Source organism: Paenibacillus xylanivorans (assembly GCF_001280595.1).
GTDB lineage: Bacteria > Bacillota > Bacilli > Paenibacillales > Paenibacillaceae > Paenibacillus > Paenibacillus xylanivorans.
Genome location: NZ_LITU01000059.1, coordinates 512859 through 526116, shown reverse-complemented (window position 1 = coordinate 526116; position 13258 = coordinate 512859). Strand labels below are relative to the sequence as shown.

The window sequence follows — 13258 nt, the reverse complement described above, 5'->3', positions numbered from 1 at the left end:
AAGTGTCTACTTGACAGGGATAATACCAATGTTCCAACAGAACTTTCCCGGCTTTTTTGATTGTTCAATGATCAAGAGAATGCTGCCTCAATAGCTACAGAACTTATCTTCGTTTTCCTACCAGTATTTCTAAATCAATCGTAATCTGCGATAAGGACTCTTGAACGCTGGCGATGGCTGATTCCGTCCCATGCCAGGAGAGTGGCGTCATATGAATGAGTGAATTCTTCATAACTTCCGTTACGGGCAGAGTGTATGTTAGCGGAATGCAGTCTACGAGATGATGATGCTGGGCAAATCGGTGCAATACACGCTCTCTGCCGTCTAGTTGATGAGATCGGTCCCGAAACAAAAGCTCTCTCATTTCCATTAGATATCGGGAACGGGGAATCACTTTGATGATCCAGCCATCCTTCTTCATCACTCGCCCGAACTCTTCATAATTCGAAGGGGAGAGGATATTCAGGATCACATCCAGTTGCCCCTCTGCAAAGGGACTATAAGTAAGATCACCAACAAACCAGACTTGCTGGTCGTAGGTAGAAGAAGCCATGGCAATACCCTCTTTGGCGATGTCGATCCCCCAGCCCACAGATGAAGTATTCTGTGTAATCTGCTTCAAAAGAGATCCCTCTCCTGCACCTGCGTCCAGAATATGCAAGGGCTGACTCTTGCTATTGGAGTAACCTTCAATCCAATGGCGAATGATTTCGGTCAGAGGCGTATAGATCGCAGTTTGAGATAAAATATTCCTTTTGGCCGAAAATAACCGTTTGTCATAGTTGCCCTTGAAAAAACGTGTCATGAAATTGATATAGCCTTGTCTTGCCAAATCAAAGGTATGCTTGGAACTACATTGAATACTATGCGGACTAATCGTTATCATTGTGTGATGACAGATGGGACATGTAAGCATATGGATGTATGGATAAATAAGCGCAGCACTTCGTTCTCTGCGTTGGATTGACATGGAATAACACCCCATTCATTCAGATCTGGATAACTGAAGAAAAGGGCATAACAAATAAACCTCTATCGTACATCTTAAAAAAAGAGGTTATGTTATGCCCCAAGTTATCTGTATCGAATGAATTGAATAATCATAGGATGGTTGCGCTCCTTTGCCAATCAAGAGTAGGGTGAAAAAGTGAACGATACTATTATAACAGTTTGCGCAGAGAGGATAAACGGAAGGAAGACTACACCGTTGTGAAAAAAACAGAGCGCCCTGTTAACCGTTAGTCGGTCAACCAGAGCGCTCCATTTACTATTTAGCTGTGGCTGTCTTCAATACATACTTGGATAATGCATCGTCATTGATCTGGTAGATGATATGATCGCTGTACGTTGAATAACCATCGAGCATTCCAGGATTCGAAGCGAATGCATATTCATGTACCGTTTCCAATGTTTGCGGATCAAGAATAAAGCCGGATTTGGCAAAATTCAGTTTGTAATTTTCATCCTGTGTACGCTCAACGACCATCAACACTTCCTGCTGATCTTTGAATGTACGTTCTGTGACTTTGCCTTTCATGGTGTACAGCTCCAGCTTTTGGCCTGTAAACAGGGTATAACCGTTGCCAGCGGTTTGAACGTAGGCATCACCGGCAATAGCACGGCCCCAGGCGAGTTTGCCATCGGTTCCAAATCCCATCAGCTTGTTGCCTGTGTTTGCAAAATTGGCACGCATGATCACGGAACCATCGTCCAGAATGGCCAGCGATTCACCGCCACCATCACCCAGGGTGTTGGCATTGCTTGGGAACTGATAGAAGGAAAGACGATTCAGCGTGCGATCATAGATCTCCACTTTTGGATTGGACGCTGCTTGCCAGAAGCTTCCGACTTTAGTTTGTTTGCTGGCATCGACTACGATCCGGTCACTGCCTGCTTTGAGTACAGCACCGTTGATTGTTTTTTCCGTAATCAGTTTTCCCTTCTTGTCATACAGCGAGATGGCTGAACGAACGGAACCGTTCGATTGAACACCAGGGCTTGAAGCGATCAATAATGTATCGTCGTCCAGAAGGTACATGGATGATGAGTTATTTACGGTTTTGACCCAGTTGGTTTTGCCGGATGTATTATACGAGTATACTTTCTTAGTTCCATCCGAATATTCCATATATACATAGGCTGTGCCGTTGTTGGTATATATGGAGTTGGAGTAGGTTGTATAAGGCCCACTTTTCTCATGGAAAATAACGTTCCATTTCAATTGTCCGGTCGTGGCATCCAGTGCCTGGAGCGAATCCAGCTGCCAATCCAGCTTGGTATTGCTACTTGTTTTGATGACTGGCTGTGAAGAATGAACGTATACCAAGTTTTTGGAAGGCACAGCATTCAATTCTTTGATGATGACGTCTTTCTCCGTGTTCACCTCAGTGAGTGCCAGGGATGATGAGGTCCACGCAGCCTTGGGCAGTGGAGCATTAGACTCTGCTGCGTAACTCGGTGTATGCAGGCTGAAGAGGAGCATGCCACTGAGAATGAGCACAGCCCATGTTTTGGACTTTCGTTTGTTGGATGTATGCAAGTTATAAACCACCTTTCTTCGGTTCAAAATAGAACCGATTGTTGAATTCTACCATTTCATACATGTGAAATTCAACCTGAGTGTCTGTAACCTTTTATGGTTGAGATATAATATTATTGTTGTTTGGAGAAGTTCGAGGGTTACAGGGAATTCATCTTCTTTCTGTTAAGAAAGAAGTCTGCTATATTTAGTCGGATGACGAGGGCTGATAAGGGTACGAGCCTGCTAGATTAGAGGAACGACAAGGAGAACAGACATGAACTGGAATGAAAATATGACCACTGCGGGTATAGGCATTATTGTCCTTTTACTGCTCATCGCCTGGATCATTCGTCGAGTCATTCGGCGAGGGCAGCGCATACGAAGTGAGGCCAATCCGCGTAAGATTACGATTAAGGATATCGATAAAATGCAGGATGGATCGGAATTTGAACTGTACCTGTATCATCTATTCGAACAACTCGGTTATGCCGAAGTACATAAGACCACAAGCAGCCGAGATTTTGGTGCGGACCTTGTGTTTGTGGATAGAGCAGGCAGAACTAATGTCATTCAGGCCAAACGTTACGGAGCGAATCATCCGGTTGGACTCAGCGCAGTGCAGGAGATTTACACGTCCATGCGTTATTATGAAGCAGATAGATCCATCGTGCTCACCTCAGCCAGATATACGGAAGCATGTCGGACGTTGGCGGCAGTCAACGGGGTGAAGCTGCTGGATCGGGAAGATCTGATGGACTTGATCACGCTGTTTAAGTCCAGAAGAATGGAGGAAGCATTGGAATTGATTGAGGAAGACGATCAGGAACCTGTGGAAACTTGGCAGTCGAGGAGAAAAAGAGTTCCGCGTTAGTAGAGGAACGACGTTGAATCCGCGTAGATCACCTTCACTTGTCTGACTGCACATGATAATATTGAGTGCATACCAACCAAGGGAGAGTGTTTATTATATGGCACGTACACAAACGCAAAAAACATTGCGCAAAGCAGAGCGGTCTGGACAATGGTGTCCGGAGCAAGGTCGAAGAGTAAACGGAGATTATGGAGCATTATCCCAGCATGTTCGAATGATGCCCACGAAACAGGAAAAATTGCAAAAGGTCAAACACAAGAAGCGGACCCAGGATGGTGGTGCTTCTTTTTCTTTTGTCTATCGTGTGCGGAGTACTGCATAAGCATCCAATTGAAAAAAGATCTTCCTCCGGTTGGAATGACATCCCTTGGACTGTTAAAATCAATGTATCTCTTTTGAATTGCTAATACAACACATCCTCCTATCTTCAATGAAAGGAAGAATCCTACATATGACAACAGCGCTTCGCATGAATAAGAAAATCGTTCGGCGTTTTTTGCTGCAAACGCAATCTTTATTAGGACGTTGGCCCGCCGCTTACTTGCCTTCGGGCCCTGAACAGGTGATGCAGCTGATCCGCTCCCTTGGCTGCGTACAGATTGATCCTGTCGCCGCTGTAACCGGAAATCAGCATTTGGTGCTGAGTGCCCGTGATCCGGGGTATAACTCCGATGATCTACATACCTTGCTGAGTGATCATAAAGTGTTCGAATATTTTGCCAATGCCGCATGTGTTATTCCGATTGAAGACTATGCTCTGTTCGAACCTGTGCGTGCCCGATTACGCGATCGACTGGCTCCGTCACTGCAGGGGCTGGAGAATACAGTGCAGCATGTGCTGAAGCGTTTGGAAGAAGAGGGACCGCTACCTTCAAGAGCTTTCCGTGCCGTCGAACGGGTAAGCGGATATTGGGACAATGCGGATGTGCCGAAAACGAAGGATACCACGCTGGCGTTAAACCTGCTTCTGGATTCGGCAGCCATTCGTGTCGTGGCGAGACAGGGGAACGAACGTTATTTTCAGATTACGGAATCCGGACTGCTGGAGCAAGGTCGATCAATGTCAGCGGATATCGATATTTTGGCTCAAAGGCAGGTACTCATGGACAAGTACATTCATGCATATCGGGTCGTGGACGTGCGAGATCCACGATTGGGCTGGATGAAATCCACCGCTGCTGAACGGCGGAATGATATGGCTGCACGTGTTGCAGATGGTCGCATGATCCCGCTGGAGGTAGAGGACGTTGCGACGCCTTATTACATCCGTGCAGAAGACGAAGGTTTGTTACTGGAGATGGAAAGGGAAGAGACGCACTATGATTCATCAGGTCCGGTTCGATTCCTGCCCCCGCTGGACAATTTGCTGTGGAGAAGGGAACGGATTGTGGATTTATTTGATTTTCATTATAAGTGGGAGATTTACACACCAGAGGTGAAACGTACCTACGGTTATTACGCCATGCCCATTCTTCACGGAGATCGGCTGATTGGACGCATGGACCCACGACTGGATCGCAAAACGGGCGTGTTAACTGTTCGGTTATTATCGATGGAAGAGACTGCTCCGCCTGTGGAGGAATGGATCGCGGACTTTCGGGAGGGGCTCCAATTTTTTGCAACCACACATGGAGCACGAACCATTACGGTAGAGAAGACAGTGCCGAAAGAACTGAAAAAGCAGCTCAAGTCGATTTTGTAGAATCGTTAGACACCAAAAAGGGGAGCAATAGCTCCCCAAAGACTGATCTGGACTTGTAATAAGCTTGTTACTACACTCCCTCAGTAGATTTGTTTTCAATTAACGCAGATGTGGTACTTCAACATTCGGATCAACATCTGCTTCATAATCCACGCCGTCGGTTTCGAAACCAAACAGTTGGAAGAACTCTTGACGGTATCCTTCCAGATCGGACAGATCGTAGATGTTTTCGGTGTTCAGCTCGTTCCAGAGCTTCGCTACTTCTTCCTGAACGTCCGCTCTCATCTCCCAATCATCGATACGGATGCGGCCTTCTGCATCGGTCGGAACTTCTCCACCCGCATACAGGCGATCAGCGAACAAGCGTTGTAATTGCTCGATGCAGCCTTCGTGCAAGCCTTTTTCTTTCATGACTTTGTACAATGCAGAGATATACAGCGGCACCACTGGAATTGCGGAGCTCGATTGGGTTACCAGCGCTTTGGCTACCGTGAGGTAAGCGCGTCCGCCCTTTGCACTCAGACGATCATTCAACTTGTGTGCTGTCGCTTCCAGATGATTCTTGGCTTGACCGATGGAACCATCACGATAGATCGCATGAGTAAGTTCAGGGCCGATATAGGAAAAAGCAATGGTTGTTGCATGATCGGCGAGTACTCCGCCCTCTTGCAATGCGTTCATCCACAGTTCCCAATCGTCTCCACCCATAACCTTCACCGTCTGTTGAAGTTCATCTTCACTTGCCGGATCAATCGTAACGGACGTCACTTCTCCCGTATGGAAATTGACTGTTTTGTTCGTGTACGATTGTCCGATCGGTTTGAGCACCGAGTTGAATACTTCACCTGTGTTCGGATCGGTACGGCGTGCCGAGGCTACGCTGTAGACCACGAGGTCAACCTGACCGAGTTCACTTCGAATCAGTTCGACGGTCTTTTCTCTTGTTTCATTGGCAAAGGCGTCGCCTGTAATGCTGTATGATTTCAGTCCTGCTTCTTCAGCCGCCTTCTCAAATGCAGCGGAGTTGTACCAGCCTGCTGAAGCCGTACGTTTTTCTGTGGAGCTGCTTGGGCGGTAAATGCCGATGGTGTTGGCTCCGGCACCAAATGCGGATACGATGCGCGAAGCGAGTCCATATCCAGTGGAGGCTCCAATGACGAGTACGTTACGCGGTCCGTTCAATTGCGGTTGGGATTTTACATAATCAATTTGTTCCTGTACTTGTGCAGCACAGCCTACAGGATGGGAAGTTGTACAAATAAAACCACGTGTTCTTGGTTTAATAATCATTCATTTGCATCCTTTCATATTCAACTCTTGTTCATCATTATTGGATAATGCTCTTGTACATACTTCCTTATTGTAAAACAATTGCCTCCGAAACGGAAACCGTTTCGATGGATTTGGCTAAAAGACGGGTATTCCAGCTTCACATCCGGGATGCTATTATATAGTAGATTCTAAGGATTGAAACGAAAGGAAGGCAAGCCATGCTGAAGGAACGGATTGAATATCTGAGCAAAAGAAAGCAAATCTCCCGCAAAGACCTCGTGGAAGGTCTGGTCACGCAGGCTCACTTTGCCAATATTCTGGCCGATCGTTATCCACTCCCTGAAGATCTGGCAGAGGCTATTGCGTCACGTCTTGGCGTTACGACTTCCTATCTGTTAAATGCTTCTGCACAGGATGAGGAAACACTGGCGCGGGCAGAGGCTATTTTTGAACAAATGTCAGTTCCAGCTTCGGTGATAGCAGAAGATATCGTGCACGCGCTGGAGGATCGGGATGATGCGCTGACAGTAGAGCTGACCACGGCTCTGATGAAGGCGGTCTATTATCAGCAACTAAATGATGCAGCAGCTCATGAATATATACATACCTCCTATTTGAATTTTTATCTGGAGAAATACGGTCGTCCTGACGATGTAGATTTGCCACGGCCGCTAGCGAAGGCGTTATTATATTACAAAGTGCAATACTATCGTTCCAAGCTTGCCTATGTGGATGTGTTAACGCATGCAACCAGACTCAGTGAGTTGGCCCTTCCTGGAAGTGAATTCTGGCTGTCTGTGCAGAATATCAAGATGGAAGCTTATATCCAGGTTAAGCAGTACGAGGAAGCCAAGCAGGTGTTTGATCTCACAATGCGACATGTCTATGATCAGCGGCTGTTTCATCGGTTGTCCGGTTTATATGTGGCGTACAGCGGATATTGCTTTGCGATGGGACTTGTGCAGGAGGCGCTCTCGGCATTGACAATGGCAGAGGCGAATCTGGTGTATGCCGGCAATCAGGGCGATCTGGTTACAGCCATTGCGAACAATCGGATTGTCATGTTAACGATGACGGGGGAGCTGGATCAGGCGCAGTCGGAGATTGAGCGATTCGAATCCCTGTTGCAGCAGGAACCGGAAGAAACACAGCAAGCCATGAAGCCATTAGTCAGTGTGTATCGGTGTGAAGTGGCTCTGGCACGAAAAAACTGGGGTGTACTTGCGCAGAGTGTGGATCAACTTCTCCAATGTGCATCGACTCCGGATCAGCAGATGAGCGCAACCTTCTACCAGAGCCATCTGGCTCTTGCGCATGGAGATCGTGAAGTGTTCATGGAGCGTGCTCTCGCGTGTTTGCCTTATTTTGAGTCCGTACAGCATGTCATGCGACTTGAACCTTTATATGAGGGAATGGCCGTGGTGTCTGAGGATCAGCGAAAATATAAGGAAGCCGCCATGTATTATCGGAAGCTAGTGTACCTGTTGCGCAAAAAATAGATCAAAAATCGGCTTGGAACAGCCGTTTTTTTGCATGATTTTGTTCAATACCATTGCATTAGGCACAAAATATGCCTGCCAACCTTTCATTTAAGAGTCGTTTTACGGCTCTTTTTTTGCGGATTCACCCCAAATGCATGCTAAAGAAACGAAAATCCATTGGTTTAATCGTCGGATTTTTCGTTTCTTTTGTATGCAGTCAAAAGGGTATTCAAGGACAAGCCGTCCTGTTTATACTTTAACTATAACTAAAAACAAAAAAAACGAGGTGTTCATTATGGGATGGTTTGGTAAAAAGAACAAACAGGAAGATGCGATTGCGAAGGCAGATAAAATGATGAATAAAGGACTCAGCGGCATGATGATGAAAGGTTTCGTCTCAAAGGAACATCGGGAAGCAATCAATCAGAGCCTGGATTCGGCGAAGCAGGCACAACTGGCGGCAAGTGGTTCCCTTCCCTTAACCGCAACAGCCACGGTAATCACGATTACCGATACGGGCAAGCTAATCAATTTTGATCCAATTGTTGTACTTGTTCTGGAAGTAACAGAGACGAATGGCAGTCAGTATCAGCGAACATTGGAAACACTGGTGTCTAAGATGCAGATTCCGCGTGTGGGAGATCGAGTGGGATTGGGTCAAAATCCGGCGAATCCGTCCGAGCTAATTTACATGGGGCTGTTGTCCGTCTAGAAGGTGTTCGAACTACAAAAGAGCAGGCTATCATTTATTGAATACAATTAACAACGAATAATAGAGATATAGAGAGGGTGGGGCAGATGGTAGGTTTCCTGAGATTGGTCGGTGTGTTGACTGTATTTGGGGTAGGGTTCTCCCCATTTCTGTTAGAGCAGTTGTGGAATGATTCTTTTATTATTAAACAGGCATGGTGGTATACACCAGCCATTTTTGCCGGATTTGGGCTGATCTTTATTCCCTCCATTTTGACTAATATCTTCGGCGTTGGGAGGGTGAAGTCAGGATTACCAGCGGTTGGTGTCATTAAAAGTATCCAGCAGACGGGTACGTATATTAATGAGCAGCCGGAAGTTCGACTGGGCCTGACCGTCTCGCTTAAAGGGCGTGAGAAATACGATACCGAGTTGAGAACGATTATACCGTTGACGTCATTGGCTCAGTTTCAGCCGGGCAGCTTTATTCCTTTAGTGGTCTCTGTGAAGGATGAACGCAGGGTAGGGCTTGATCTGAAAGGAAGACTGTCTCAGGAAGATATGCAGCAATTGCTGGATGAGAAGATGGTGCAGTATGGCGTGGCACCTGAGATGATGGATATTGCACGAACGGGCGAGAAAGCGTTGGCCAAAATTTTGGATGTTACTCCACTTGGAAGCGGAGGTAATGGCAAAATCAAACTTCAGCTTACGCTTAGTGTAACGAAGTCAAATGGAGAGACGTTTAAGGTGACCACACCAAAGGAAATTTATCCATCTACCCTACCTCAGGTTCAGCAAGGCCATATTATTAACGTGATCTACTCGAAGCAGGACCCGTCAAAGTTGGTGCTGGCACTGAATGTACAGGAGGGACAGTTAAGTGACCTTTTCTCATCCTGATGCTGTTTGAACAAAAAACCTGCACCATCACGATTCAAGTGATGGTGCAGGTTTCTTTTTGTGTATTTTGTTTTGGAGAGAATCTGGATGAGCTTAGCTTAAATCAGACGATGCCCAGGCGCATCCGATAAGAGAATAGAACTTGTCTCGATTCTCCGTCAAATATGCGGGTAGCCAGCTGTCTGAACTCGTCTGCTACTGTGAGCAGATCAGTGGCTCCGAGTTTCACTGCCGTTTGCAGGCCTCCTTGGCTGAGTGCCAGATTGACGTAACGATCCGCATCGAACGTTTCCCGATGATGAAATACAATTTCATGCGAATAACGGAACAAGCCGGACTGCTTTATCTGCTGCAAATGTCCGTCTTTACTCCATTTATGTGCCTGATTTTCCTGGAGGGCCAGACTGGCCGCCCGATGATCTGCCTCCGTATTCAGCTGCAGATAGGCTTGTTCCAATTGCCAATCAATCACTGGTGGCCAGTCACAGTCGTAGGCAGCAAATATGCCTCCTGGACGCAGTACACGCGCAAATTCGCGCAGTGTGGATTGGGGCTCCATCCAGTGGAACGACTGTGAGCAGGTCACGATATCCACACTGCCATCAGGTAGTCCCAGTTCGTGGGACAGGCCGGAGACAAAGCGAAGATGGTCCGGTTTGCCTGCCGCTTCCCATTTGGACTCTGCGACAGCTCTCATATCATCGCTTGGCTCGACGCCAATAACACGTTCTGCCTCATTTAGCCAAATCCATGAGGATAATCCGGTACCACAGCCAATATCCGCGACCATACGAGGTTTGCTACCCAAATAGTTCGTCAAAATATCCACGACCTCGGTGGGCGCAGCAGGTCGGTTCTGGTCATATAACGTACCGAAACCTTTGAATCGTTCCACATTGTTACGTCTAATGTCTTGCATGGGCAAACCTCCTTCAGGAAATGGACGGATAGGAAACCAAAAGATCAAAAGATGATCAGAGCTTCATTATATCATTCATTTTTCACCCCGTTGTTAACGACCTGTTGCAAATGTTCTACTGCTTTGATATGTCGTCTGAGCAGTTCCTGTCCAATATGAGGAGGTTTAACTACGGTCAGGTCTGAACCGAACGACATCAGGAAGGAGTAAAGCCATTCTCCTTCATTCAGTTCAAGGGCAACGCGCAGCCTACCGTCGGGCTCTTTTTCAACGCGTGACGGTTCAAAAAAATCATAAACCCTATACGCAATTGAGTTGGAGAACGACAGTACCAGAGCGGTTTGGTTAATAGAGACGTGAGCCTCATTTGCCATTGTACCGATGTTCATGCTGTTCTTGGAAACCCTCGGCAGAAATTTCAGCTGGGTGATGCGTTTCATTTTGAACGTCTGAAATTCGTTTCGGTCGTGCTCGTCGTGGATGTATCCCTTGAAATACCAGGTACTGTTCTTGAACAAAAGTTTGAGAGGCTCAACGGTCGGGACACTCCTCTCTCCATCCGAATTGACATAGTGAAACGTAATCCATTGATTCGTAAATATCGCCTGTTTGACCTGATTGAACAGTTCCCTCTCTTGTAGTGGGATGCTGCCCCATGGTGAAAAATCGAACTCGATCCAATCCAGCTTGTGATCAAACAGGGCGGTTAAACGTTTGAGCATATGGGCAGTGTTAAGGTGAGGGATAGCGCTGACGCTATATAATCCAAGCAAAATTTCATTCTGATCATCTTCGGACAACAGAGATTTGTCCATGACAAAGTTGTCCATGAGATGGATGCCGCCATGCTTTCCGGTTGTCGTGTATACGGGGATACCTGCTGCACTTAGTCTGTCGATATCACGGTACACCGTGCGCACGGATATCTCGAACAAACGCGCGAGTTCGGGGGCGGTAGCTTTCTTTTTCTCCAATAACAGCAATAGCATTCTGAATAATCGGTTATTTTCCATGCCGACATTATACCATGACAATAGGTGTCAGGGTATGGGTGGTACACTTGTGTTAGAGTCTCACCAAGACATTTTAGCTCAGTCTTATAATTAGTTTTTGATTTATTGCAAAGTAGTGAAGGGGATGAAATCGATTCTGAAGAAACGAAGTGTTAGCCTAAAAGCTTTCTGTAAGAAAGCTACTTCGGAAGCATACGCTATCATCGGATTTTTCCACTTAGAAAGGGGAATAAAAGAAATCCGAGGATAACAGCGATCAGAAGAACGATTCGTGACCGGAACGGCTACTGCATAACATCAAGTACTTAATTTAGAAATGAGTTAAAAATGAAGGAGGAATTGATGATGTCGATGAAAGACGGATTTTTCTGGGGTGGCGCAACGGCCGCTAATCAGTTTGAAGGTGGATGGGACAAGGGTGGTAAAGGCCCAAGTACTTCCGATATGATGACAGGTGGAACGCACACCATACCGCGGCGGATTACGACTGTACTGGAAGAGGGCACGTATTATCCGAGCCATGAAGCGGTTGATTTTTATGGTCATTACAAAGAGGATATTGCCTTGATGGCCGAAATGGGCTTCAAAATGTTCCGCATGTCCATTAACTGGTCCAGAATCTACCCGAACGGTTATGATCTGGAGCCAAACGAAGAGGGATTGCAGTTCTATGACAACGTCTTTGCCGAGTTGAAAAAGTACAACATTGAGCCGCTCGTGACCATTTCTCACTACGAGACTCCATTTGGTCTGACCCAGAAATATAACGGCTGGGCTTCCCGCGAAGTGATTGATTGTTATATCCGATATTGTACAACCCTCTTCAACCGATACAAAGATCAGGTGAAATACTGGCTGACCTTTAATGAGATCAACTGTCTGACGATGCCAATGGGGGCTTATATGGCTGCAGGTATCCTGTTTGAAGGTAAAGAGACTTTGATCGATGGCGTTGATGATCCACAGACCCGCTTCCAGGCGCTGCATCACCAATTTGTTGCAAGTGCAAAAGCGGTGAAGTTGGGACATGAAATCAATCCTGACTTCCAAATCGGCTGTATGGTCGCTTTCATGACAACATATCCGAATACATGCAACCCGGACGATATTTTGCTCGCGCAGAAGAAGGACCAACTGTCCAACATGATCTGTGGAGACGTACAGGTTCGTGGAGCATATCCTGGATTCGCCAAACGTTTCTTCGCCGAAGAAGGCATCCAGATCGAGATGCAGCCGGAAGATGCACAGGCTCTGCGTGAAGGCTGCGTAGACTTCTATTCCTTTAGCTATTACATGTCCTTGGTCGAGAGTGCGGATGAGTCGTTGGATAGAGCAGAGGGAAATCTGCTGGGCGGCATCAAGAATCCGTATTTGGAAGCTTCTGATTGGGGCTGGCAGATTGATCCGAAAGGATTGCGTTACACCCTGAACCACCTGTATGACCGTTACCAGATTCCATTGATGGTTGTGGAGAACGGATTGGGTGCGGTGGATGTAGTGGAGGAAGATGGCTCCATTCAGGATGACTATCGCATTGATTATTTGAGAGGCCACATTGAACAAATGAAAGAAGCAGTTGCCGATGGTGTGGAGCTTATCGCTTACACGATGTGGGGATGTATCGACTTGGTCAGCGCATCCACGGGTGAGATGAAGAAACGCTACGGCTTCATTCATGTGAACAAGGACAATGATGGAAATGGTGATCTGAGCAGAACACCGAAGAAGAGTTTCCACTGGTACAAAAAAGTCATTGAATCCAATGGCGAGGAGCTCTAGGTTTGCACTATAAAACGGCTTCATAATGACGTTAAAGAACCTCACCGGAGCAGGAGCACCCGTGAGGTTCTTTAACGTATTCAGCGATGGCTCCGGCAGGACCACGC

General features: G+C 46.7%; 12 protein-coding genes and 1 pseudogene. 7 read left to right on the top strand and 6 right to left on the bottom strand.

The features are described 5' to 3' along the window. Positions 1 to 103: 103 nt before the first annotated feature. The 3 genes and pseudogenes from AMS66_RS15345 to AMS66_RS15340 form a co-directional block, all read right to left on the bottom strand. Positions 104 to 805 (bottom strand): methyltransferase domain-containing protein, encoded by a 702-nt coding sequence (locus AMS66_RS15345; RefSeq protein WP_160319692.1) that lies wholly within the window; start codon positions 803 to 805, stop codon positions 104 to 106. 9 nt (positions 806 to 814) lie between these two features. After that, a pseudogene (locus tag AMS66_RS34715) lies at positions 815 to 916 on the bottom strand (putative RNA methyltransferase); the annotation flags it as partial. A 351-nt stretch (positions 917 to 1267) separates the two neighbouring features. Then, complete coding sequence (locus AMS66_RS15340; RefSeq protein ID WP_053781601.1) at positions 1268 to 2539, bottom strand: hypothetical protein; 1272 nt, start codon at positions 2537 to 2539, stop codon at positions 1268 to 1270. A 256-nt stretch (positions 2540 to 2795) separates the two neighbouring features. On the opposite strand from AMS66_RS15340, the gene AMS66_RS15335 reads away from it, so the two are divergent. The 3 genes from AMS66_RS15335 to AMS66_RS15325 all read left to right on the top strand — a co-directional run bounded on the left by AMS66_RS15335 (position 2796) and on the right by AMS66_RS15325 (position 5094). Beyond that, positions 2796 to 3392: a restriction endonuclease gene (locus AMS66_RS15335; RefSeq protein WP_053781600.1), complete on the top strand. Its 597-nt coding sequence runs from the start codon at positions 2796 to 2798 to the stop codon at positions 3390 to 3392. Positions 3393 to 3489: 97 nt separating this feature from the next. After that, positions 3490 to 3714, top strand: a complete 225-nt coding sequence (locus AMS66_RS15330) for a hypothetical protein (protein WP_053781599.1) — start codon at positions 3490 to 3492, stop codon at positions 3712 to 3714. A 147-nt stretch (positions 3715 to 3861) separates the two neighbouring features. Beyond that, on the top strand, positions 3862 to 5094 hold the full coding sequence (locus tag AMS66_RS15325; RefSeq protein ID WP_236703413.1) for a DNA glycosylase AlkZ-like family protein: 1233 nt from the start codon (positions 3862 to 3864) through the stop codon (positions 5092 to 5094). 99 nt (positions 5095 to 5193) lie between these two features. On the opposite strand, the gene fabV is transcribed toward AMS66_RS15325, so the two are convergent. Beyond that, positions 5194 to 6384, bottom strand: coding sequence for an enoyl-ACP reductase FabV (gene fabV, locus AMS66_RS15320; protein WP_053781597.1), 1191 nt, complete (start codon positions 6382 to 6384; stop codon positions 5194 to 5196). Between the two features lie 200 nt (positions 6385 to 6584). Here fabV and AMS66_RS15315 point away from each other — a divergent pair, with 200 nt between their 5' ends. The 3 genes from AMS66_RS15315 to AMS66_RS15305 all read left to right on the top strand — a co-directional run bounded on the left by AMS66_RS15315 (position 6585) and on the right by AMS66_RS15305 (position 9440). Continuing rightward, complete coding sequence (locus AMS66_RS15315) at positions 6585 to 7865, top strand: helix-turn-helix transcriptional regulator (protein ID WP_053781596.1); 1281 nt, start codon at positions 6585 to 6587, stop codon at positions 7863 to 7865. A 277-nt stretch (positions 7866 to 8142) separates the two neighbouring features. Further along, positions 8143 to 8559, top strand: coding sequence for a hypothetical protein (locus tag AMS66_RS15310; protein WP_053781595.1), 417 nt, complete (start codon positions 8143 to 8145; stop codon positions 8557 to 8559). 113 nt (positions 8560 to 8672) lie between these two features. Then, positions 8673 to 9440, top strand: a complete 768-nt coding sequence (locus tag AMS66_RS15305) for a hypothetical protein (RefSeq protein WP_236703412.1) — start codon at positions 8673 to 8675, stop codon at positions 9438 to 9440. Between the two features lie 103 nt (positions 9441 to 9543). Here AMS66_RS15305 and AMS66_RS15300 read toward each other — a convergent pair whose 3' ends face one another. Further along, positions 9544 to 10359, bottom strand: coding sequence for a class I SAM-dependent methyltransferase (locus AMS66_RS15300; RefSeq protein WP_053781593.1), 816 nt, complete (start codon positions 10357 to 10359; stop codon positions 9544 to 9546). 71 nt (positions 10360 to 10430) lie between these two features. Continuing rightward, positions 10431 to 11372, bottom strand: coding sequence for a helix-turn-helix transcriptional regulator (locus AMS66_RS15295; RefSeq protein WP_236703411.1), 942 nt, complete (start codon positions 11370 to 11372; stop codon positions 10431 to 10433). A 345-nt stretch (positions 11373 to 11717) separates the two neighbouring features. On the opposite strand from AMS66_RS15295, the gene AMS66_RS15290 reads away from it, so the two are divergent. After that, entirely contained in the window at positions 11718 to 13151 is a 1434-nt protein-coding gene (locus AMS66_RS15290; RefSeq protein ID WP_053781592.1) for a glycoside hydrolase family 1 protein, read from the top strand. The last annotated feature ends 107 nt before the right edge of the window (positions 13152 to 13258 follow it).